Raw genomic sequence first — 20821 nt, forward strand, 5'->3', positions numbered from 1 at the left:
TCACCAACCGCACCGACCGGCCCCGCACCTTCCGGCTGTACGCCGCCGACGCCTACAACACCGCCCGCGACGGCGGCTTCGCCCTGCGCGGACCCGACGAGCCGCGGCTGGCCACCGCCGCGTGGGCGAGGCTCGACCGGGAGCGGGTCACCGTGGCGGCCCGCTCGTCGGTCTCCGTCCCCTTCACCCTCACCGTCCCCGACCGGGCGGAACCGGGCGACCACCCCGGCGCCGTCGTGGCCCTGGAGGAACGGCCGGCCGCCGCGGCCGGCACCGGCCGGAGGATCGGCGTACAGCAGGCCGTCGCCGCCCGGCTGTACCTGCGGGTGACCGGACCCACCGCCCCCGCCCTCACCGTCCGGGGAGTCACCGTGAACCGGCGCGGCTCCGGCGCGGACGTCTCGTACACGCTCCACAACATCGGCAATGTCACCCTCCGCCCCCGGGCCACCCTCACCGCCGCCGGCGTCCTCGGCCGCCCGCTCCTCGCCCGCGACCTCGGCGGGCTGCCCGCCGAACTGCTGCCGGGTCAGGAAGTGCGGCTCGGCGCCCGTTGGGAGGGCGCGCCCAGAGCGGAATGGGCCGAGGTCACGGTGCGCGCCCGGGCCGACGGAACCACAGCTCAGGGCCGTGCGGACCTCGCCGAGTACCCCTCGCTCACGGCCGTGCCGGCCCTTGCCGCCGTGATCTGGTCGGCGCTGGGAGCCGCATCGGGGAGAATGGCCCGTATGAGCGATCGTTCCCCCGAGTCCACCGCCCCGCACCGTGCGGGGTTCGCCTGTTTCGTCGGCCGCCCCAATGCGGGGAAGTCGACCCTCACCAACGCACTCGTGGGCACCAAGGTCGCGATCACCTCCAACCGGCCGCAGACCACCCGCCACACCGTCCGCGGCATCGTGCACCGCCCCGACGCCCAGCTCGTCCTCGTGGACACGCCCGGCCTGCACAAGCCGCGCACCCTGCTCGGCGAGCGCCTCAACGACGTCGTACGGACCACCTGGGCCGAGGTCGACGTCATCGGCTTCTGCCTGCCGGCCGACCAGAAGCTCGGCCCCGGCGACAAGTTCATCGCCAAGGAGCTTGCGGGGATCAAGAAGACCCCCAAGATCGCCATCATCACCAAGACCGACCTGGTCGAGTCCAAGCAGCTGGCCGAGCAGCTCCTCGCCGTGCACCAGCTCGGCGCCGAGCTCGGCTTCGAGTGGGCCGAGATCGTCCCCGTCTCGGCCGTCGGTGACACCCAGGTCCAGCTGCTGGCCGACCTGATCGCGCCGCTGCTGCCGGAGAGCCCGCCGCTGTATCCCGAGGGCGACCTCACCGACGAGCCCGAGATGGTCATGGTCGCGGAGCTGATCCGCGAGGCCGCGCTGGAGGGTGTCCGGGACGAGCTCCCGCACTCCATCGCCGTGGTCGTCGAGGAGATGATCCCGCGCGAGAACCGTCCGGCGGACCGCCCGCTGCTCGACATCCACGCCAACGTCTACATCGAGCGGCCGAGCCAGAAGGGCATCATCATCGGCCCGAAGGGCTCCCGCCTGAAGGAGGTCGGGATGAAGTCGCGCAAGCACATCGAGGCGCTGCTCGGCACCCCGGTCTTCCTCGACCTGCACGTGAAGGTCGCCAAGGACTGGCAGCGGGACCCCAAGCAGCTGCGCAAGCTCGGCTTCTGAGACACGACGACGAACGGACGCCGTCCCCGTGCGGGGGACGGCGTCCGTCCGTCGTTCCGTCCGTCCGTCGTTCCGTCCCGGGCTACGCGGGCCGGCGCACCCGGACCACGTTGTCCGTACGGGTCCCGGGCGTCCCGTCGGGCTGGTTCTGGACCCGCTCGGTCTCCTCGGCCCGCAGCACCTCCCAGCCCGCCGTGACGGGCTCCAGCTGCGCGAGGACCTCCTCGGGCGTGGGGAAGTGCGCCTCCTCCCGCTCCTCCTGCCACGGCGCCCAGCCCGCGTGCCCGACCACCAGCAGGGTGCCGCCGGGGGCCACGGCCGCGGCGGCCGTGCGCAGGACCGCGTCACGGGGGAAGTCCCCGTAGTTGTGCAGGAAGCACGCGGAGACGAGGTCGAACTCCCCCTGCGGGAAGGACTGCGTCAGATCGTGCCGGGCGAAGGAGACGCGGTCGGTGACCCCGGCCTCCGCCGCGTGCTCGGCCGCCCGGCCGAGGGCGACCCCGGAGATGTCGGTCCCGGTGACCGTCCACCCGCGCCGGGCCAGCCATACGGCGTCGGCGCCCTCCCCGCACCCCAGGTCCAGGGCGCGGCCCGGGGCGAGGGCGGACACCTCGTGCACCAGCATGGCGTTGGCCTCGCCGCTCCAGATGCGGTGGTTCTCCCCGTACCGGCCGTCCCAGAACTCCTCGCCCGCCGCCGTCCCGGGCTCGGGCTCGTGGTGGGTGTGCGTGTGGGTGTGCGCGTGCTCGGTCATGGCTTCCTCTTCCAGTACGGGTGCCGGTAGGGGCGATGCTCCGGCCGCCCGGCGGCCTACGGCAAACTTTGTTGCCGACCCGGCAAAGAGGAACGCGGCCTGCCGCCCGAGCGGGCGCGTCACACCTGCGGCTCGGCGATCAGGGCCGTGGCCACCCGGCGGAAGCCGATGCGGGCGTAGACGCGGGCCACGTCCTCGTCGCCCGCCGACAGGAAGACGGTGCGGGCCCCGCGCGCCCGCGCCTGCGCGACCAGGGCGGCCGTGACCCCGAGGGCCAGGCCCTGGCGGCGGGCCGACGGCAGCGTGCCGACGCCCACCACCTCCACGACGTCCCCGACCGGGTTGTACTGGCCCGCGCACAGCACCACGCCCTCCCGTACGGCCGCGGCCAGGACCGTGCTGCCCGCCGCCAGCTTCCCGGACACCCGGGCCCGGCCCGCCTCGGCCGCCGGGTCCGTCAGAGCCGCCGCCAGTTCGGCGGGGCCCGCTTCGCCGACCGCCGTTCCCGGGGCCGCGAAGGCCAGGGACGGGACCGTCACCGCGGCGGCGAGCAGGGGGTCGTCGGCGTCGAGCAGACGCACTTCCGGGTGCGGGGGAAGGGCTTCGGCCGAGGGGTCCAGGACCATCAGCGGGTGCGCGTGGACATGGAGTCCCGCCGCCTCCACCGCGGCCCGTAGCGAGGGGCTGGTTTCGGCCACCCACTCGAAGGCCTCGGGCACCTTCAGTTCCCGCTGGCGCTCCCAGACCCGTGTCACGTCGGCCCGGGTCGCCTCGGGGCCGCCGAGCGCGGGCCGGGCGTAGTACGGCCAGCCCGCGCCCTCCTGGACGAACAGGGTCAGCGCGCCGAAGTCCTCGGCGCGGGCCCCGCCCACCCGCGGCACCGTGTCGTAGTACCGCTCAAGCTCGGACAGCGTCGAATCGATCATGTGGTCGGTCATCCGGCCATCCAAACAAAGCGGCGCCGCGCGGGCACCTCCTTTCCGGACCCGCTCAGGCGCCCTCCTTCAGCACGCGCGAGATCAGCGCCCGCTGGGAGTCCGACAGGTTGGGCTCCGCGCAGGCCACCGTCCGTCCGTCCACCGTGATCCGGTACGAGAAGCCGTCCCGGACCCGGTCCGCCGGGTCGCCCGGCGGGCCGGGCCGCAGCGCGAGCTGGGCCAGGGCCTGCCACTCGTTCTCGTCCGGCCGGCCCGAGGTGTCCACCTCGGCCCGGCGCTCGATGCCCGCGAAGCCGCCCGTCCGTATCACCTGAATGCGCATGGGAGCCCTCTACCCCGCGAGCGGAACACCCACCGCGGACCACGCCTTCTGGAGCGCCTGGTGCTCCGCGCCGCCTTCCCCGTACCGGGTCACGGCCGCCGCGGTCGAGAGCCGGGCGAAGTCTGCGAAGTCGGCCCGGGGGGTGAGGTCGCCGCCGGTCAGGGTGTCGTACCAGATCTGCCCGGCCCGCTCCCAGGCCTTGCCGCCCAGCTCGGTCGCCACGATGTAGAAGGCGTGGTTGGGGATGCCGGAGTTGATGTGGACGCCGCCGTTGTCGCTGTGGGTGTTCACGTAGCCGTCCATCGTGGCCGGCTGCGGGTCCTTGCCGAGCTCGTCGTCGTCGTACGCGGTGCCCGGGGCCTTCATCGAGCGCAGCGCGACCCCGGTCACGTTCGGGCCGAGCAGCCCGGCCCCGATCAGCCAGTCGGCCTCCTCGGCCGTCTGCTCCAGCGAGTACTGCTTGATCAGCGAGCCGAAGACGTCCGACATCGACTCGTTCAGGGCGCCCGACTGGCCGCGGTAGGTCAGGTTCGCCGTGTACTGGGTGACCCCGTGGGTCAGCTCGTGGCCGATGACGTCCACCGACACGGTGAAGTCGAGGAAGAGGTCCCCGTCGCCGTCGCCGAAGACCATCTGCTGACCGTCCCAGAAGGCGTTGTTGTAGTCCTCGCCGTAGTGGACGGTCGCGTCCAGGGGGAGTCCGGAGTCGTCGATCGAGCGCCGGCCGAAGCCCTTCAGGAAGAGTTCGTACGTCGCCCCGAGCCCCGCGTAGGCGCGGTTGACGGTGGCGTCCTTGCTCAGCGGGTCGCCCTCCCCGCGGACCTTCGTCCCGGGCAGCCGGGTGCGGTGCTGGGCGTCGTAGACCGTCCGCTCCGGGTCGTCGGAGGCGGGCGCGGCGAGGGTGGGGACGATTCCCCGGACGGCGGTGACCCGGCGCCTGGTGCGCAGCAGGGAGTCCCGCTCCAGCGTGCGCTGGGCGAGGTCGGCGCGGCGGGAGTCCTCGGACAGGGCGGCCTTGTCGAGGAGGTGCGGCGGTACGACCGTGCAGAAGACGGGGTGATGGCGGTGAGCGTGGGAGGCATTCATGCCCGGCAATGTGGCAGTGGGTCATGACGGTGTCACTACCTGCGACCATGATTCATTCACTTGTCTGAAAGCGGTAACGCTGGATTGACGGAACGACCGGACCCGGGTGGAGCGAAGGAGGCTTGGCTCACATTTGGTGCAAATCGGACCCTCGGGTCTTGCATACTGAAACAGGTCCTCGCGTTACGGCGCGGCTCGGCTAGGCTCGGCCCATCATGCGTTTCGGGCTGCTTCTCCTTAGCTGCCGCGGCGAGGGTCTGTAGTCGTAGGCCGACCCCCTCCCCGCGGAGTTTGGTGTTGCGGTTTTCACTACCGCCGTCGGCCGTCCCAGCGAACTACACGCGGACACGCGAGGAGCCCAACGCCATGAGCCAGCAGCCTTTTGTCGGTCGCCCCACGCCCATCACGAACGCGACCCACACCCAGAAGCCCTCCGGGATGCCGATCCACAAGTACGGCTCGTACGAGCAGGTGGACATCCCCGACCGCACCTGGCCGGACGCCCGCGTCACCACGGCCCCCCGCTGGCTCTCCACCGACCTGCGCGACGGCAACCAGTCGCTGATCGACCCGATGACCCCCGCCCGCAAGCGCGAGATGTTCGACCTGCTGGTGCGCATGGGCTACAAGGAGATCGAGGTCGGCTTCCCCTCCTCCGGCGAGACCGACTTCGCCTTCGTGCGCTCCATCATCGAAGAGGGCGCGATCCCGGACGACGTCACCATCTCCGTGCTGACCCAGGCCCGTGAGGACCTGATCGAGCGGACCGTGGAGTCCCTGGTCGGCGCCAGGCGCGCCACCGTCCACCTGTACAACGCGACCGCCCCGACCTTCCGCCGCGTGGTCTTCCGCGGCTCCAAGGAGCAGATCAAGCAGATCGCCGTCGACGGCACCCGCCTGGTCATGGAGTACGCCGAGAAGCTGCTGGGCCCGGAGACCACCTTCGGCTACCAGTACAGCCCGGAGATCTTCACCGACACCGAGCTGGACTTCGCCCTGGAGGTCTGCGAGGCCGTGTGCGACGTCTGGCAGCCGGCCGAGGGCCGCGAGATCATCCTGAACCTGCCCGCCACCGTGGAGCGCTCGACGCCGTCCACGCACGCGGACCGCTTCGAGTGGATGGCCCGCAACCTGACCCGCCGCGAGCACATCTGCATCTCCGTGCACCCGCACAACGACCGCGGCACCGCCGTCGCCGCCGCCGAGCTGGCCCTGATGGCCGGCGCCGACCGCATCGAGGGCTGCCTGTTCGGGCAGGGCGAGCGCACCGGCAACGTCGACCTGATCACCCTGGGTATGAACCTGTTCTCCCAGGGCATCGACCCGCAGATCGACTTCTCGCAGATCGACGAGATCCGTCGCACCAGCGAGTACTGCAACCAGATGGAGGTCCACCCGCGCCACCCCTACGCGGGCGACCTGGTCTACACCGCCTTCTCCGGCTCCCACCAGGACGCCATCAAGAAGGGCTTCGACGCGATGGAGGCCGATGCGGCCGCCCAGGGCAAGACCGTCGATGACATCGAGTGGGCCGTGCCGTACCTGCCGATCGACCCGAAGGACGTCGGCCGCTCCTACGAGGCGGTCATCCGGGTCAACTCGCAGTCCGGCAAGGGCGGCATCGCGTACGTCCTGAAGAACGACCACAAGCTGGACCTGCCGCGCCGCATGCAGATCGAGTTCTCCCGGATCATCCAGGCCAAGACCGACTCCGAGGGCGGAGAGGTCACGCCGAAGGCGATCTGGTCGGTCTTCGAGGACGAGTACCTGCCCAACCCCGAGAACCCGTGGGGCCGCATCCAGCTGCGCTCCGGTTCGACGGCCACCGACAAGGACGGCACGGACACACTGACCGTCGAGGCGGTCGTGGACGGCGTGGAGACGGTCCTGAACGGCACCGGCAACGGTCCGATCTCGGCCTTCTTCGACGCCCTGAACGGCATCGGCGTCGACGTCCGCCTGCTGGACTACACCGAGCACACCATGAGCGAGGGCGCCTCCGCCGTGGCCGCCTCGTACATCGAGTGCGCGATCGAAGGCCGTGTCCTGTGGGGCATCGGCATCGACGCCAACACCACCCGCGCCTCCCTGAAGGCGGTCATCTCCGCCGTCAACCGCGCGGGCCGCTGATCCTGGAACGTGAACCCCGCTCCCTCCTTTCCGGAGGGGGCGGGGTTCCGTCGTTCCCGGGCAGGCCCGGCAGGCCCGGCGGGCCCGGCGGGCCCGTGGGCCGGCCCGCCGGGCGGCTCAGCGGGCCAGGTAGCCGCCGTCCACCGGCAGGATCACGCCCGTCACGAACGAGGCCGCGTCCGAGGCCAGGAAGGCGATGACGCGGGCCACCTCCTCGGGCTCCCCGAGCCGGCCCATCGGGTGCGCCCCCTCGATCTCCGACAGGTACTCCGGCCCGCCCGGCTCGTCCTGCAGCGCGATCACCCGCTCCGTACGGATGGTTCCCGGTGCCACCGCGTTGACCCGGATCCCGTGCGCGGCCCACTCCACCGCGAGGTGCTTGGTCAGCCCCGAAGCCACGAACTTGGCGGGTCCGTACGCGGCCTGGCGGGCCTGCCCGGCCACTCCCGAGATCGAGGACACGCAGACCAGAGCCCCGCCGGGGCGCGGCTGCGCGGTCATCGCCTCGATGGCGTACTTGCAGGTCAGGAACATTCCGCGGCCGTCGACCGCCATGACGTGGTCCCAGTCCTCGGGACTGGTCTCCCGTACGTCGGAGAGGGGGAGCACCCCGGCGTTCGCCACGGCCACGTCCAGGCGCCCGTAGGCTCCGACGGCGGCCGCGACCATCGCGCGATTGGCCTCCGGATCGGAGACGTCACCGGCGACCGCGGTGATCGAGTGCCCCTCGTCGGCCAGTTCCGTACGCAGGGCCTCGACCCCGGGGCCGTCGATGTCGGCCGCGGTCACCCGGGCCCCGGAGCGGGCCAGCAGCAGGGCGGTGGCCCGGCCGATCCCGCTCGCGGCGCCGGTGACCAGACAGGACTTCTCGTTCATGCGGCGAACCCTAGAGGGGGCGGGCAGGGGGTGGGGGGACGCCGGGGACGCAGACCGGCCAAGTCCGGGGCGCGGGACATGTTGTCTTGTCACACGACTGACGCATCCTCATCGATGTGGCTAACATCACGCCCACCCGGCGATGTTGCCGGAAGGTTACGGAGGTGCGACGTGCTGCCAGTTCGGGGTGGGGACGGCCGGAAGCTGACGGTCTGGGGCACCCGTACCACCTGGAGCACCGTGGGGGACGGGGAGTTCTTCTGCCCCGCCTGCGGTGGGGACCGCAATTACCGCAGGCGGACCGGAAGGCGCCGGTTCACCGTCCTCGGGGTGCCGCTGCTGCCCCGCGGGCAGGCCGGGCCCGTCATCGAGTGCCAGGGCTGCCGTGCGCGCTTCGCCACCGATGTCCTGGACCACCTCACCACGACCCGCTTCACGGCCCTCCTGCGCGACGCCGTGCACACCGTGGCGCTGGCCGTGCTCACCGCGGGCGGAACGGCCTCGCGCGGCGCGCTGGAGGCCGCGGTGGGCGCCGTACGGGCCGCGGGCTTCCAGGACTGCACCGAGGAGCAGCTGGAGTCCCTCGTGGAGGCGCTGTCCACGGACGAGGGCCGGCTGGGGCTGTACGACGTCCCGGAGTGCTGCGGGGCCGCGCTGTCGATAGAGCTCCACGAGGCCCTGGAACCGCTGGCCCCGCACCTGGCCGGCCCGGGCCGTGAATCGATCCTGCTCCAGGGGGCCCGTATCGCGCTCGCGGACGGCCCGTACACCCCGGCCGAGCGCGAGGTGCTCGCGACGGTCGGCGCGGCGCTGCGGATCGACACGGACGAGGTGACCCGGCTGCTGTCGGCGGTACGCGCTCCCTGACGGGGGTGTTCCACGGATCCGGCACGGGTCCGAAAAGGGATCCGAGCCCCGAGCGGCCCTGTGCGAATTCATCGCGCAGGGCCGCTCGGGTCCGGTCCGTGGACTCCGGAGGGCTCCGTTCCGTCCGAAACGGGCCTGCGTGACGTAACAATCCGGCCTCGCAGGGCCCATTTCGGGACGCGTGAACGCCGTGTGAAAGGTGCGGACGCACGCCCGGCGCCCGGCGCGTCCACCAGTCGGACGGCCGGAACGACGCCTTCGAGTTTGCCCCTCCGAAGGGCCGCGAACTCCATATCCGCACGTCGCGGGGCATGTGCTTCACAGGTGCGCGGCAAGAACGCCCGCCTCCGCACCGCTGTGCGCATACCCCTGCCGAGGGCTCCGCACCACTGGAGAAACCTACAGATCGGACAGGCCTGCACGTCAACAATTTGTCGAAGTCGACGATATGTGTGAGGCCACCCACAGGCGTTCAATTCCGGTCACACGACAAGACGGCGCCGTTAACACAGCGCGGCTTCGATTCACTTCAACGTGAATGCACTGACAACCCTGGCGTACCAACGGGTTAGCGACCCACTACGCCCAGGGATAACCAGATCTCCTCTCACTTACCTACCTTGAAGGGCAAGGCTGAGATGGCACGTGTCGCCGCCCGGCTTTCCACCGACGGAGAGCAGAGCACGCACCCGGTCGACGAGGTGCTCCCCCTCCCCAAGCTCGCGCTGTACGGCTTCCAGCACGTACTCGCCTTCTACGCCGGCGCGGTGATCGTTCCGATCATCGTCGGCAACGCGCTGAAGCTGAGCCCTGAACAGCTGGTCTACCTGATCAACGCGGACCTCTTCACCTGCGGTATCGCCTCGATCATCCAGGCCTGGGGCATTGGCCGGATCGGTGCGCGCCTGCCGCTGATCCAGGGCGTGACCTTCACCGCGGTCTCCCCGATGATCGCCATAGGTCTCGGCGCCGGGGGTGGTACCGCCGCCCTGCTGGTCATCTACGGCGCGGTGATCACCGCCGGTATCGCCACCTTCGCCTTCGCCTGGCTCCCGGCCAAGGCGTTCCGGACGGTGATGCGGCTGTTCCCGCCGGTCGTCACCGGCACGGTGATCACCGTGCTGGGCATCGTCCTGATCCCGGTCGGTCTCAACGACGCGGCCGGCGGCCTCGGCAGCCCCGACTTCGGCGACCCGAAGAACTTCGCCTACGCCGGCGGCACGATGATCTTCATCCTCATCCTGATGAAGATCGGCAAGCCGTTCCTCTCCAGCATCTCGATCCTCCTCGGCCTGGTCGTCGGCACCACCGTCGCCTTCCTGCTCGGCGACGCGAAGTTCGGCGACGTGGGCAACTCCGAGTGGATCGGGATCACCACCCCCTTCCACTTCGGTGCCCCGAAGTTCGAGTGGTTCCCGATCGTCCTGATGCTCATCGTCATGCTGATCACCATGGTCGAGACGACCGGTGACACCTACGCCGTCGGTGACATCGTCGGCAAGGAGGTCGACAGCGAGACCGTGGCCCGCGCCCTGCGTGCCGACGGCGCCGCGACCGCACTCGGCGGTGTCCTCAACTCCTTCCCGTACGTGGCCTTCGCCGAGAACGTCGGCCTGGTGCGGATGACGAAGGTGAAGAGCCGGTTCGTGGTGGTCGCCGCGGGTGTCTTCATGATCGTCCTGGGTCTGCTGCCCAAGGCCGCCGCGATCGTCGCCGCCGTCCCGCACGGAGTCCTCGGCGGCGCCGCGACCGTCATGTTCGCCATGGTCGCCCTGGCCGGTATCCAGACCCTGGCCAAGGTGGACCTGAAGGAGGAGAAGAACGCGCTGATCGTCGGCGTCTCCCTCGCCTTCGCCCTGCTCCCCGCGACCGTCCCGGTCCTCTTCAGCAAGCACATGGACCCGGACCTGTCCTCGCTGCTCAACAGCGGTGTGACGCTCGGTGCCACGGCCGCCATCGTCCTCAACCTGGTCTTCAACGGCCTGGGCAAGGAAGGCGCCCACGACGCCCCCAAGGTCGAACTGCCCGCCCAGCCGACGGCGGGCGAGGAGTCCGCAGCAGCCGTACCGGCCCCGTCGGGTGAGGGCGAAGAAGCCCGTACGCCGGCCTCCTGACCCTCCCAAGGGGTGACCCCGGCCGGGCCCCGCGCCCGGCCGGGGCCGCTGCCGTTCACGGCGGGGACAGGCTGCCCGTGGTTGCGTCGCCGTACGGGACAATGGGCGCATGAGTCTGTTCCGCGACGACGGCATCGTGCTGCGCACCCAGAAGCTGGGTGAGGCGGACCGCATCATCACGCTGCTGACCCGCGGCCACGGCCGGGTGCGGGCCGTCGCCCGCGGGGTCCGGCGTACGAAGTCCAAATTCGGTGCCCGGCTGGAACCTTTCTCCCACGCCGACGTGCAGTTCTTCGCCCGGGGCAGCGAACTGATCGGCCGCAGCCTCCCGCTCTGCACCCAGACCGAGATCATCGCGCCGTACGGCAACGGCATCGTCACCGACTACGCCCGCTACACCGCCGGCACCGCCATGCTGGAGACCGCGGAGCGGTTCACCGAGAACGAGGGCGAGCCCGCCGTGCAGCAGTACCTGCTGCTCGTCGGAGCCCTGCGCACCCTCGCGCGCGGTGAGCACGAGCCCCACCTGATCCTCGACGCCTTCCTGCTGCGCTCCCTCGCCGTCAACGGCTACGCGCCCAGCTTCGAGGACTGCGCGAAGTGCGGCATCCACGGACCCAACCGCCACTTCTCCGTCGCCGCGGGCGGAGTCATATGCGGGGACTGCCGGGTGCCCGGCAGCGTCGTACCCTCATCGGAGGCCATCGCCCTGCTCAGCGCCCTGCTGACGGGCGACTGGGGGCATGCCGACGCGTGCGAGGCGCGTCACGTGCGGGAGGGCAGCGGGCTGGTCTCCGCCTATTTGCACTGGCATCTGGAGCGCGGGCTACGCTCCCTGCGATACGTCGAGAAATAGGAGCTGGACACATGGCACGACGCGGGATTCTGGGGCGCTCTCGCCGCGAGTACAAGGTTCCCGAGCCGCACCCGTCCGGCGCGGTCCCGCCGAAGATCCCCGGCGAGCTGGTCCCGAACCACGTCGCGGTCGTCATGGACGGCAACGGCCGCTGGGCCAAGGAGCGCGGTCTGCCGCGCACCGAGGGCCACAAGGTCGGCGAGGGCGTCGTGCTCGACGTGCTCAAGGGCTGCCTGGAGATGGGCGTCAAGAACCTCTCCCTGTACGCCTTCTCGACGGAGAACTGGAAGCGCTCGCCCGACGAGGTCCGCTTCCTGATGAACTTCAACCGCGACGTCATCCGCCGCCGCCGCGACGAGATGAACGAGCTGGGCATCCGCATCCGCTGGGTCGGCCGCATGCCGAAGATGTGGAAGTCGGTCGTCCAGGAGCTCCAGGTCGCCCAGGAGCAGACCGTCGACAACGACGCCATGACCCTGTACTTCTGCGTCAACTACGGCGGCCGCGCGGAGATCGCGGACGCGGCGCAGGCCATCGCCCGCGATGTGGCGGCCGGCCGGCTGGACCCGTCGAAGGTCAACGAGAAGACCTTCGCGAAGTACATGTACTACCCGGACATGCCGGACGTGGACCTCTTCCTGCGCCCCAGCGGCGAGCAGCGCACCTCCAACTACCTGCTCTGGCAGAGCGCGTACGCCGAGATGGTCTTCCAGGACGTGCTGTGGCCGGACTTCGACCGCCGGAACCTCTGGGCGGCCTGCCTGGAGTACGCCCAGCGCGACCGCCGCTTCGGCGGCGCCGTCCCGAACCAGGCCGAGGGTTCAGCGGGCTGAGCTGACGTTATCCTCGCCGCATGAACATGGGTGGGGATCACAGTCAGCAGGTGGCGGAGCAGACCGGCCGGGCCGGGGTGTCGGGGGAGCAGGAGCAGGTCGCCTTCACCTACCGGTTGACGCTCGCCGACATCAGGGGAGCAGTTCGGGCCCGGGCCCGCCGGACGCCGGCGGGCCGGGCGGAGACGCTGCTCCTGCCGCTGCTGACGGCCGTCGCCACCGCGGGGCTGGGCCTGCTCGACGGCTCCCGGCCGGCCGTGCTCGTGGCCTCGGCGGTCGCGGCCCTGTCCGTCGCGATCGTCGGTGTCTTCTGGATCCGGCGCAGCATGGCCCGCCGGGTGTTCTCCGTGGCGGAGCCGTACGGGGAGTGCCGCACGGTGGCCGACGAGCGGGGCACCGCGACCACCGGCGAGACCATGTCGTACACGATGGACTGGACGCTCTTCGTGCAGTACACGGAGACGCCGGAGCTGTTCGTCCTGTTCGGGGGCACGCGTGCGGCTGCGGTGGCGACACTGCCGAAGCGGGGCGCCCAGAACCCCGAGGACATCGACCGCATGCGCGCGATCCTGGCCCGGAACCTGAAGCGGGTCTAGGCCGTCTGGCCCGCGGCGGCGCAGTCGGCGCAGGTGCCGAAGATCTCCACCGTGTGCGCCACGTTCACGTAGCCGTGCTCGGCCGCGATGGACTCCGCCCACTTCTCCACGGCCGGGCCCTCGACCTCGACGGCCTTGCCGCACTTTCGGCAGACCAGGTGGTGGTGGTGGTCCCCGGTGGAGCACCGGCGGTAGACGGACTCGCCGTCGCTGGTGCGCAGCACGTCGACCTCGCCGGCGTCCGCGAGGGACTGGAGGGTGCGGTAGACGGTGGTCAGGCCCACGGAGTCGCCACGGTGCTTGAGCATGTCGTGGAGTTCCTGGGCGCTGCGGAACTCGTCCACCTCGTCCAGCGCCGCCGCGACCGCGGCCCGCTGCCGGGTGGATCGTCCTCGTACTGGCGCGGTATTCATCTCGCCAGGCGCAGTCGCCACCGGTTCCTCCTCGTATAGGCCTGCCGCCATTGTGCCAGCCCGCCAGGCCGTCTCCTCCGGATCTCGCCGCCCCCTAGACCTTCACATCGTCGCGCGTGCAGACCTCTTCGGCCGCGAGTGCGGCTCTGGCCCGGCGCCGGGCCAGGGGGGCGGAGAGGGCGGTCATCACCATGAAGACGCCGATCGCGAGCAGCACGATCGTCGCGCCCGAGGGCACGTTGATGTAGTAGGTGGCCGCCGTGCCGGTCAGCGAGACGGTCACGCTGATGGCCATCGCCAGGCCCAGCGTGGCCGCGAAACTGCGGGTGAGGCGCTGCGCGGCCGCGACCGGGATCACCAGCATCGCGCTGACCAGCAGCAGGCCGACGATGCGCATCGCGACGGTGACGGTGACGGCGGCGGTGACCGCGATCAGCAGGTTCAGGGCGCGCACGGGCAGGCCGGTGACCCGGGCGAACTCCTCGTCCTGGCAGACGGCGAAGAGCTGCCTGCGCAGGCCGATGGCCACGGCGAGGACGAAGGCGGCGAGGATCGCCATCGCGGTCACGTCCTCGGCGGCGACCGTGGTGATCGAGCCGAACATCGAGCCGAGGAGGCTGGCCGTCTGTCCGCCCCCGAGGTTGATGATCATGACGCCGCCCGCGAGGCCGCCGTAGAAGAGCATGGCGAGGGCGACGTCCCCGCTGGTCCTGCCGCGGGCCCGGATCAGTTCCATGCCGACGGCGCCGACGACGGCGACGAGCGTCGCCATCCAGACCGGGCTGGTCTGGAGCACGAAGCCGAGTGCGACACCGGTCATCGCGACGTGGCCGAGGCCGTCGCCCATCAGCGCCTGGCGGCGCTGGACGAGGTACGTGCCGATGGCGGGCGCCGTGATGCCGACCAGGGCCGCCGCGATCAGTGCGCGCTGCATGAAGGCGTAGTCGAGGATGTCCATCAGCTCAGCAGTCCCGTCCGCAGGGGCCCGGCGTCGTGCGCCGCGTGGGGGTGTACGTGGTCGTGGCCGGGCAGGGCGTGCTGCCCCACGGCCTCCGGGGGCGGGCCGTCGTGGACGACGCAGCCGTCGCGCAGGACGACGGCGCGGTCGATCAGGGGCTCCAGCGGGCCCAGCTCGTGCAGCACGAGCAGGACGGTGGAGCCGGCGGCGACCTGCGCGCGCAGGGCGCTCGCCAGGACCTCCTGGTTGGCGAGGTCCACGCCCGCCATCGGCTCGTCCATGATCAGCAGCTCGGGTTCGACGGCGAGCGCCCGGGCAATGAGCACGCGCTGGTGCTGCCCGCCGGAGAGGGCGTCCACCGAGGCGTCGGCGTACGAGTCCATGTCGACCAGGGCCAGGGCGTGCTCTATGGCGGCCCTGTCGGCCTTGCGCAGGAGGCCGAAGCGGGAGCGGGCGAGCCGGCCGGAGGAGACGACCTCGCGGACGGTGGCCGGGACGCCGCCGGCGGCGGTGGTGCGCTGGGGGACGTACCCGATGCGCGACCAGTCGCGGAAGCGCTTGAAGTCCGTGCCGAAGAGGTCGAGGGTTCCGTCGGTCAGCGGGACCTGGCCGACCACGGCGCGCACGGCCGTGGACTTGCCGGAGCCGTTGGCACCGAGCAGCGCGACGACCTCACCGCGGTGGACGGTGAGGTCGATCCCGCGCAGCACGGGGCGCGAGCCGAGCGAGGCCGTGGCCCCGCGCAGGGATATGACGGGCGGCTGGTCCGCCGCCTGCCCCGGTGTGGACTGCATGGCTCGCGCCTCCGTTGCTGCTGTCATCTACTTGGCTCCGAGCGCCTTCTGGAGGTTCTTCAGGTTGGACCGCATGACCTCGAAGTAGTCAGCGCCCTGGGAGGTGCCGGTGATTCCTTCGAGCGGGTCCAGGACGTCGGTCGTCAGGCCGGTGTCCGTCGCGAGGGTCTTGGCCGTCTTGTCGCTGGCCAGGGTCTCGAAGAACACGGTGGTGACATTGTCCTTCTTCGCGACGGCCTGAAGATCCTTCATCCGCGCCGGGCTCGGCTCGGACTCGGGGTCGACGCCGGAGATGCCCTCCTGGTCGAGGCCGTAGCGCTCGGCGAGGTAGCCGAAGGCGGAGTGGGTGGTGATGAAGGTCCTGGAGGCGGTGTTCTTCAGGCCGTCCTTGAACTCCGTGTCCAGCGCGGCCAGTTTGGCGACGAGCTCGTCGGTGTTCTTCTTGTAGTCCGCGGCGTGGCCGGGGTCGGCCTTCTCCAGGGCGGCGCCGACACCCTTGGCGATCTCCGCGTACTTGACGGGGTCGAGCCAGACGTGGGGGTCCTTGCCGCCCTCGCCGTGGCCGTGGTCGTGGCCCTCGCCCTCGGCGTGGCCCTCTTCGGCGCCGTGGTCGTGGCCGGAGCCGTGGACCTCCAGCTCGGTGAGGGTCGCGGCGTCGACGATGTTCTTCACGCCGGACTGGGCCACGGCCTTGTCGACGGCGGGCTGCAGGCTCTTGAGGTAGAGGACCACGTCCGCCTCGCCGAGCTGCGCGGTCTGCTTCGGGGTGATCTCCAGGTCGTGCGGTTCGACGCCGGGCTTGGTCAGGCCGTCGACCTTCACGTGGTCCTTGCCGATCTGCTCGGCCAGGAACTGCAGGGGGTAGAACGACGCCGTCACGCCGACCTTGCCGTCCTTGCTCCCGGTGGCGCCGGCTCCGGAGCAGGCGGTCAGGGCCGTGGCGCCGAGGGCGACGGCTCCGGCGAGGGCGGCGGTGGGTATGAGGCGTCGTACGTTCATGACATCCATTTTCATCAAAGATGGAAACGATTGTCAAAAACCCAGGTGGGAGGCCTGGGCGGGCGGGCGCGGAAGGGGAACCGATTTGAAAGGGGGGGTGCGGGCGCCGGTAATCTAAAGACTTCGCCGTTCGTCCTCGTAATGAAGAGAGCACCGTGGCCGCCGACAAGATCGAAACCATCGTCAGCCTGAGCAAGCGCCGTGGCTTCGTTTTCCCGTGCAGTGACATCTACGGCGGCTCCAAGGCCGCCTGGGACTACGGTCCGCTGGGTGTCGAGCTCAAGGAGAACATCAAGCGCCAGTGGTGGAAGGCCATGGTCACCGGGCGCGAGGACATCGTCGGCCTCGACTCTTCCGTGATCCTGGCCCCCGAGGTCTGGGTGGCCTCCGGCCACGTCGCCACTTTCTCGGACCCGCTGACCGAGTGCACCTCCTGCCACAAGCGCCACCGCGCGGACCACCTTGAAGAGGCGTACGAGGCCAAGCACGGCCGTCTGCCCGCCAATGGTCTCGCCGACATCAACTGCCCCAACTGTGGTGTGAAGGGCCAGTTCACCGAGCCGAAGCAGTTCTCCGGCATGCTGGAGACCCACCTCGGCCCGACCCAGGACACCGGCTCGAAGGCGTACCTGCGCCCCGAGACCGCCCAGGGCATCTTCACCAACTTCGCCCACGTGCAGACCACCTCGCGCAAGAAGCCCCCGTTCGGCATCGCGCAGATGGGCAAGTCCTTCCGCAACGAGATCACTCCGGGCAACTTCATCTTCCGCACGCGCGAGTTCGAGCAGATGGAGATGGAGTTCTTCGTCAAGCCGGGCGAGGACGAGCAGTGGCAGGAGTACTGGATGGCCGAGCGGTGGAACTGGTACCGCGACCTCGGCATCCGCGAGGAGAACATCCGCTGGTACGAGCACCCGAAGGAGAAGCTGTCCCACTACTCGAAGCGCACCGCCGACATCGAGTACCGCTTCAACTTCGGCGGCAACGAGTTCTCCGAGCTGGAGGGCGTCGCCAACCGCACCGACTTCGACCTGAAGGCGCACTCCGCGGCCTCCGGCCAGGAGCTCGTCTACTTCGACCAGGAGACGAAGGAGAAGTACACCCCGTACGTCATCGAGCCGGCGGCCGGCGTGAACCGCGCCATGCTCGCCTTCATGCTCGACGCGTTCAACGAGGACGAGGCCCCGAACGCCAAGGGCGTCATGGAGAAGCGCACCGTGATGCGCTTCGACCCGCGCCTGGCCCCGGTCAAGGTCGCCGTCCTGCCGCTGTCCCGTAACGCGCAGCTGTCGCCGAAGGCCAAGGGCCTGGCCGCCGACCTGCGCAAGTTCTGGAACATCGAGTTCGACGACGCGGGCGCCATCGGCCGCCGCTACCGCCGCCAGGACGAGATCGGTACGCCGTTCTGCGTCACCGTCGACTTCGACACCCTGGACGACAACGCGGTGACCGTGCGCGAGCGCGACACCATGAAGCAGGAGCGCGTCTCCCTGGACCAGATCCAGACCTACCTCGGCAGCCGCCTGCTCGGCTGCTAGGTCCTGCCGCACGAAGACCGGTGGCCCGGTGCGCTCGAATCGCACCGGGCCACCGGTCTTTTCGCGGGGCGGGTCCGGCTCAGGAGGCCGCTGCCGCCTGGGCCGCCGCTTCGGCCGCGCGGCGCTCGCCCTCGGCCTGGGACCGCTTCCCGTACATGGCGGTCCACACGCCGAGTGCGGCCAGTACCCCGTAGATCATGATCGGGCTGACCGCCACCATGGTCTTGGTGTCCAGCGTGTAGGCGAGGAAGACGCGGACGATCGCCTCGACGACGTACGCGAGGCCCCACACCAGGGTCATCCGGTTCAGGGTGGTGCGGAAGCCCTCGTACTGCCACAGACCGTTCCACCAGGCGGTGCTCTCCGGGGTGCCGTCGGTGGCGAACTTGCGGCCGAAGTAGAACATCAGCGGCCGCGGCGCGAGCAGCGTAGCCAGGCAGAGCAGCCCGAAGAGCCCGGTGACTCCCGAGTCCTTGATGAGCAGTGCGCGGGCCGAGTGCGCGCCGACGAGCGAGACGACGGCGGTGATCGCCATGAGCACCAGGGTGACGACGGCGAACTCGTCGAGCTTGCGCCGCCAGGCCAGGCTGATGGCGCTTTCGAGCACCGGCCAGGCACTGCTGAGCAGCAGCGCGGAGAACTCGCTCCAGCCGTGGTCCTTGGTGAGTGCGTTGTACGTGATGATCGGCGCGACCACGTTGAGCCCGATGGTCAGGATCCAGCCGAGGGCGGCGGCTCGGCCCGAGCGCTTCGGAGGTGCCGGTCGTGCGTGGTGAGTTGCCGGAGTGGACAAGGTTCCCCCTGGAACGTGCCTGATGACGTGCGGTAGGGGGACCGTAAGGACATTGACGGGACGCGAACAACCAAAACGCGGCCAAAATGATCATCAAGTATCCGGACTGACTGATTCCGGATGGATTCCGGCTGGTGGCGGCCACGCGTCAGGCGCGCAGGCCCCGGATCACGAGGGCGGTGACCGCCTCGAACTCGGTGATGATCGTCGGTGAGAGCCAGTCGGCCGCGTACTGCGGGTCGTGGAAGCGGCCGGTGGCGTCGAACACCGCGCGCGCCGCCGCCGGCACATCGTCGGCGGCGAGCGAGCCCGCCGCGACGCCCTCGGCGATGATCCGGCCCAGCTGGTCGATCAGCTCGGTCAGGTGCGCGTCCACCACGCCGCTGTTCTCGGCGAGCAGCACGGTGTAGGTGGCGAACAGTTCCGGGTCGTCGCCCGCCTTGTGGCGCTTGGCCTCGAAGAGGGCCTCCAGCCATGCCTCCAGCTTGGAGGGGGCGCTCCCGGTCGGGGCCGAGGCGATCTCCTCCAGCATGACCACGCTCCTGGCGAGCCAGCGGTCCGTGACGGCCTCGCGCAGCGCCGCCTTCGACGGGAAGTGCCGGTACACGCTGCCGTGGCTGACCCCCAGGGCGCGGGCCACGTCCACCACGGTCGCCTTGGTGGGGCCGAAGCGGCGCAGTACCTCCTCGGTGGTCGCGAGGATGCGCTCGGGAGTCAGGGGCTCGGCAGCAGCGGGAGGCATGGGTACGACCGTACCGTCAGCTCAGTGCTCACTGTCGAGGTGGGCCATCTGGGCCGCCGGGTACCTCTCGCCGGCCGCGGCGCCCGCAGGGACGGCCTCTTCGACGGCGGCCAGGTCGGCGGCGTCGAGGGAGACGTTCATGGCACCCAGTGCCTCGGCGAGCCGGTCCCGGCGCCGGGCGCCCACCAGCGGCACGATGTCGACCCCGTGCCGCGGCCCCTGCGCGAGCACCCAGGCGATCGCGGTCTGGGCGACGCTCACGCCCTTGCCCTCGGCCACCTTCCGCAGCGCCTCCACCAGGTCGAGGTTCCGGCCGAGGTTGTCGCCCTGGAAGCGGGGGCTCATGCCGCGGAAGTCGCCCGGGGCCAGTGCGCGGTCGCGGGTGAAGTGGCCGCTGATCAGGCCGCGGGACAGCACCCCGTACGCCGTGATCCCGATGCCGAGCTCGCGGGCGGTCGGCAGGATCTCGTCCTCGATGCCGCGGGAGATCAGCGAATACTCGATCTGGAGGTCCGAGATCGGGGCCACGGCGGCGGCCCGGCGCAGGGTGTCCGCGCCGACCTCCGAGAGGCCGATGTGGCGCACGTGCCCGGCCTGGACCGCCTCGGCGATGGCCCCGACGGTCTCCTCGATCGGCACGTCCGGGTCCACGCGCGCGATCCGGTAGATGTCGATGTGGTCCCGGCCGAGCCGCTGGAGCGAGTAGGCCAGGAAGTTCTTGACGGCCTCCGGCCGGCCGTCGTAACCGGTGAAGCCACCCTCGACCGTACGCAGCGCGCCGAACTTGACGCTGGTCAGCGCCCGCTCGCGGGCCTCGGCGGGCGCCGTGCGCAGGGCCTCGTTGATCAGCAGTTCGTTGTGCCCCATGCCGTAGAAGTCGCCGGTGTCCAGCAGCGTGTGCGTGCCGTCCGGGGTGGCGTCCAGATAGGCGTGGATGGTCGCGATGGACTCGGCGCGGTCCGCCTCCCCGTAGAGGGCGGACATCCCCATGCAGCCCAGCCCCAGCGGGAAGACGGTGGGGCCGGTGCTGCCGAGAGTGCGGCGGTCGGTGGTCACGTAGGTGCTCTCGCTCTTCGTCATGGAACGAGAATGACATGACGAGTGACAGATTTCAATATCTGTCACTCGTCAGTGTCAGGCGAGGATCCGCAGCACCAGGGCGGCCGCCGAGACCAGGGTCAGTACGGCCGCCGGCGCCAGCTCGTAGTCCTTGACCCGGAGGTGGCTGACGACCGCGCCGATGAAGTAGAGGGTCACGCCGACGGCCGCGGCCACGCCGAGCGGAGTCACCCACAGGCCGGCCACCAGGCCGATCGCGCCCGCGGCCTTGAGCGTGGCCAGCCGCGGCAGCCACGAGTCCGGGACCTGGACCTTCTGCATGCTCGCCACGATCTGGTCGTTGCGCTGGAGGCTGAAGGTGGCCGAGGCGGCGAGGACGAGGGCGAGCAGGACGCCGACGACGGCGTAGGCGATGAACATGAAGGTCTCCAACGGTCGGTGTTGTGAAACCATTGAATAGCATCAACGATATCTCCAACGCAA

Annotated in this window: 21 protein-coding genes; 8 read left to right on the top strand and 13 right to left on the bottom strand. The window is 70.5% G+C overall.

Annotated features, from left to right (window positions below):
* The first annotated feature begins 719 nt into the window (after positions 1 to 719).
* The gene (gene era / locus ACZ573_RS23170) at positions 720 to 1670 is read left to right on the top strand and encodes a GTPase Era (RefSeq protein WP_030384631.1); all 951 of its coding nucleotides are present in this window, start codon (positions 720 to 722) and stop codon (positions 1668 to 1670) included.
* Positions 1671 to 1752: 82 nt separating this feature from the next.
* On the opposite strand, the gene ACZ573_RS23175 is transcribed toward era, so the two are convergent.
* The 4 genes from ACZ573_RS23175 to ACZ573_RS23190 form a co-directional block, all read right to left on the bottom strand.
* Positions 1753 to 2424 (bottom strand): class I SAM-dependent methyltransferase, encoded by a 672-nt coding sequence (locus ACZ573_RS23175; RefSeq protein WP_471307065.1) that lies wholly within the window; start codon positions 2422 to 2424, stop codon positions 1753 to 1755.
* A 119-nt stretch (positions 2425 to 2543) separates the two neighbouring features.
* Positions 2544 to 3362: a GNAT family N-acetyltransferase gene (locus tag ACZ573_RS23180; RefSeq protein WP_471307067.1), complete on the bottom strand. Its 819-nt coding sequence runs from the start codon at positions 3360 to 3362 to the stop codon at positions 2544 to 2546.
* 52 nt (positions 3363 to 3414) lie between these two features.
* Positions 3415 to 3684 carry a protealysin inhibitor emfourin gene (locus ACZ573_RS23185; RefSeq protein WP_471307069.1) on the bottom strand — a complete coding sequence of 90 codons (270 nt, stop codon included), beginning with the start codon at positions 3682 to 3684 and terminating at the stop codon, positions 3415 to 3417.
* A 9-nt stretch (positions 3685 to 3693) separates the two neighbouring features.
* A complete protein-coding gene (locus tag ACZ573_RS23190; protein WP_471307072.1) occupies positions 3694 to 4770 on the bottom strand; it encodes a M4 family metallopeptidase in 1077 nt (358 codons plus the stop codon).
* Between the two features lie 366 nt (positions 4771 to 5136).
* Here ACZ573_RS23190 and leuA point away from each other — a divergent pair, with 366 nt between their 5' ends.
* Positions 5137 to 6900: a 2-isopropylmalate synthase gene (gene leuA, locus ACZ573_RS23195; RefSeq protein WP_471307074.1), complete on the top strand. Its 1764-nt coding sequence runs from the start codon at positions 5137 to 5139 to the stop codon at positions 6898 to 6900.
* Positions 6901 to 7017: 117 nt separating this feature from the next.
* Here the strand turns inward: leuA and ACZ573_RS23200 are convergent, their stop codons facing one another.
* Positions 7018 to 7776: an SDR family NAD(P)-dependent oxidoreductase gene (locus ACZ573_RS23200; RefSeq protein ID WP_471307076.1), complete on the bottom strand. Its 759-nt coding sequence runs from the start codon at positions 7774 to 7776 to the stop codon at positions 7018 to 7020.
* A 171-nt stretch (positions 7777 to 7947) separates the two neighbouring features.
* Between ACZ573_RS23200 and ACZ573_RS23205 the strand changes: the two genes are divergently transcribed.
* The 5 genes from ACZ573_RS23205 (at position 7948) to ACZ573_RS23225 (ending at position 13042) form a co-directional block, all read left to right on the top strand.
* Positions 7948 to 8643 (top strand): TerB family tellurite resistance protein, encoded by a 696-nt coding sequence (locus ACZ573_RS23205; RefSeq protein ID WP_471307077.1) that lies wholly within the window; start codon positions 7948 to 7950, stop codon positions 8641 to 8643.
* Between the two features lie 638 nt (positions 8644 to 9281).
* Positions 9282 to 10757 (top strand): nucleobase:cation symporter-2 family protein, encoded by a 1476-nt coding sequence (locus ACZ573_RS23210; protein ID WP_471307080.1) that lies wholly within the window; start codon positions 9282 to 9284, stop codon positions 10755 to 10757.
* 109 nt (positions 10758 to 10866) lie between these two features.
* On the top strand, positions 10867 to 11613 hold the full coding sequence (recO, locus tag ACZ573_RS23215; protein WP_471307082.1) for a DNA repair protein RecO: 747 nt from the start codon (positions 10867 to 10869) through the stop codon (positions 11611 to 11613).
* 11 nt (positions 11614 to 11624) lie between these two features.
* Complete coding sequence (locus tag ACZ573_RS23220; protein ID WP_301371274.1) at positions 11625 to 12446, top strand: isoprenyl transferase; 822 nt, start codon at positions 11625 to 11627, stop codon at positions 12444 to 12446.
* Positions 12447 to 12466: 20 nt separating this feature from the next.
* Positions 12467 to 13042 carry a YcxB family protein gene (locus ACZ573_RS23225; RefSeq protein WP_471307084.1) on the top strand — a complete coding sequence of 192 codons (576 nt, stop codon included), beginning with the start codon at positions 12467 to 12469 and terminating at the stop codon, positions 13040 to 13042.
* On the opposite strand, the gene ACZ573_RS23230 is transcribed toward ACZ573_RS23225, so the two are convergent.
* The 4 genes from ACZ573_RS23230 to ACZ573_RS23245 form a co-directional block, all read right to left on the bottom strand.
* Positions 13039 to 13476 (bottom strand): Fur family transcriptional regulator, encoded by a 438-nt coding sequence (locus ACZ573_RS23230; protein ID WP_351149478.1) that lies wholly within the window; start codon positions 13474 to 13476, stop codon positions 13039 to 13041. The two genes, ACZ573_RS23225 and ACZ573_RS23230, sit on opposite strands and share 4 nt — an antisense overlap.
* A gap of 73 nt (positions 13477 to 13549) precedes the next feature.
* The gene (locus ACZ573_RS23235) at positions 13550 to 14413 is read right to left on the bottom strand and encodes a metal ABC transporter permease (RefSeq protein WP_189736833.1); all 864 of its coding nucleotides are present in this window, start codon (positions 14411 to 14413) and stop codon (positions 13550 to 13552) included.
* Positions 14413 to 15207 carry a metal ABC transporter ATP-binding protein gene (locus ACZ573_RS23240; protein ID WP_471307162.1) on the bottom strand — a complete coding sequence of 265 codons (795 nt, stop codon included), beginning with the start codon at positions 15205 to 15207 and terminating at the stop codon, positions 14413 to 14415. The genes ACZ573_RS23235 and ACZ573_RS23240 overlap by 1 nt, the downstream gene beginning before the upstream one ends.
* A gap of 27 nt (positions 15208 to 15234) precedes the next feature.
* A complete protein-coding gene (locus ACZ573_RS23245; protein ID WP_471307086.1) occupies positions 15235 to 16206 on the bottom strand; it encodes a metal ABC transporter substrate-binding protein in 972 nt (323 codons plus the stop codon).
* A gap of 155 nt (positions 16207 to 16361) precedes the next feature.
* On the opposite strand from ACZ573_RS23245, the gene ACZ573_RS23250 reads away from it, so the two are divergent.
* Complete coding sequence (locus tag ACZ573_RS23250; protein WP_471307089.1) at positions 16362 to 17744, top strand: glycine--tRNA ligase; 1383 nt, start codon at positions 16362 to 16364, stop codon at positions 17742 to 17744.
* Positions 17745 to 17823: 79 nt separating this feature from the next.
* On the opposite strand, the gene ACZ573_RS23255 is transcribed toward ACZ573_RS23250, so the two are convergent.
* The 4 genes from ACZ573_RS23255 to ACZ573_RS23270 all read right to left on the bottom strand — a co-directional run bounded on the left by ACZ573_RS23255 (position 17824) and on the right by ACZ573_RS23270 (position 20758).
* Positions 17824 to 18537 carry a VC0807 family protein gene (locus ACZ573_RS23255; RefSeq protein ID WP_471307091.1) on the bottom strand — a complete coding sequence of 238 codons (714 nt, stop codon included), beginning with the start codon at positions 18535 to 18537 and terminating at the stop codon, positions 17824 to 17826.
* A 148-nt stretch (positions 18538 to 18685) separates the two neighbouring features.
* Positions 18686 to 19279, bottom strand: coding sequence for a TetR/AcrR family transcriptional regulator (locus ACZ573_RS23260; protein WP_030008968.1), 594 nt, complete (start codon positions 19277 to 19279; stop codon positions 18686 to 18688).
* A 21-nt stretch (positions 19280 to 19300) separates the two neighbouring features.
* The gene (locus tag ACZ573_RS23265) at positions 19301 to 20359 is read right to left on the bottom strand and encodes an aldo/keto reductase (protein ID WP_471307093.1); all 1059 of its coding nucleotides are present in this window, start codon (positions 20357 to 20359) and stop codon (positions 19301 to 19303) included.
* Between the two features lie 54 nt (positions 20360 to 20413).
* The gene (locus ACZ573_RS23270; protein WP_471307094.1) at positions 20414 to 20758 is read right to left on the bottom strand and encodes a DoxX family protein; all 345 of its coding nucleotides are present in this window, start codon (positions 20756 to 20758) and stop codon (positions 20414 to 20416) included.
* Positions 20759 to 20821 lie beyond the last annotated feature (63 nt).

This window comes from Streptomyces sp. NPDC040545, from assembly GCF_055595065.1.

Bases quoted from the DNA above. Each gene is read 5' to 3' on its own strand.
- ACZ573_RS23265 (WP_471307093.1), bottom strand. From the start codon at position 20,359: ATGACGAAGAGCGAGAGCACCTACGTGACCACCGACCGCCGCACTCTC.
- ACZ573_RS23210 (WP_471307080.1), top strand. From the start codon at position 9,282: ATGGCACGTGTCGCCGCCCGGCTTTCCACCGACGGAGAGCAGAGCACG.
- ACZ573_RS23190 (WP_471307072.1), bottom strand. From the start codon at position 4,770: ATGAATGCCTCCCACGCTCACCGCCATCACCCCGTCTTCTGCACGGTC.
- leuA (WP_471307074.1), top strand. From the start codon at position 5,137: ATGAGCCAGCAGCCTTTTGTCGGTCGCCCCACGCCCATCACGAACGCG.
- era (WP_030384631.1), top strand. From the start codon at position 720: ATGGCCCGTATGAGCGATCGTTCCCCCGAGTCCACCGCCCCGCACCGT.
- ACZ573_RS23260 (WP_030008968.1), bottom strand. From the start codon at position 19,279: ATGCCTCCCGCTGCTGCCGAGCCCCTGACTCCCGAGCGCATCCTCGCG.
- ACZ573_RS23235 (WP_189736833.1), bottom strand. From the start codon at position 14,413: ATGGACATCCTCGACTACGCCTTCATGCAGCGCGCACTGATCGCGGCG.
- ACZ573_RS23225 (WP_471307084.1), top strand. From the start codon at position 12,467: ATGAACATGGGTGGGGATCACAGTCAGCAGGTGGCGGAGCAGACCGGC.
- ACZ573_RS23175 (WP_471307065.1), bottom strand. From the start codon at position 2,424: ATGACCGAGCACGCGCACACCCACACGCACACCCACCACGAGCCCGAG.
- ACZ573_RS23185 (WP_471307069.1), bottom strand. From the start codon at position 3,684: ATGCGCATTCAGGTGATACGGACGGGCGGCTTCGCGGGCATCGAGCGC.
- recO (WP_471307082.1), top strand. From the start codon at position 10,867: ATGAGTCTGTTCCGCGACGACGGCATCGTGCTGCGCACCCAGAAGCTG.
- ACZ573_RS23240 (WP_471307162.1), bottom strand. From the start codon at position 15,207: ATGCAGTCCACACCGGGGCAGGCGGCGGACCAGCCGCCCGTCATATCC.
- ACZ573_RS23245 (WP_471307086.1), bottom strand. From the start codon at position 16,206: ATGAACGTACGACGCCTCATACCCACCGCCGCCCTCGCCGGAGCCGTC.
- ACZ573_RS23180 (WP_471307067.1), bottom strand. From the start codon at position 3,362: ATGACCGACCACATGATCGATTCGACGCTGTCCGAGCTTGAGCGGTAC.
- ACZ573_RS23220 (WP_301371274.1), top strand. From the start codon at position 11,625: ATGGCACGACGCGGGATTCTGGGGCGCTCTCGCCGCGAGTACAAGGTT.
- ACZ573_RS23200 (WP_471307076.1), bottom strand. From the start codon at position 7,776: ATGAACGAGAAGTCCTGTCTGGTCACCGGCGCCGCGAGCGGGATCGGC.
- ACZ573_RS23270 (WP_471307094.1), bottom strand. From the start codon at position 20,758: ATGTTCATCGCCTACGCCGTCGTCGGCGTCCTGCTCGCCCTCGTCCTC.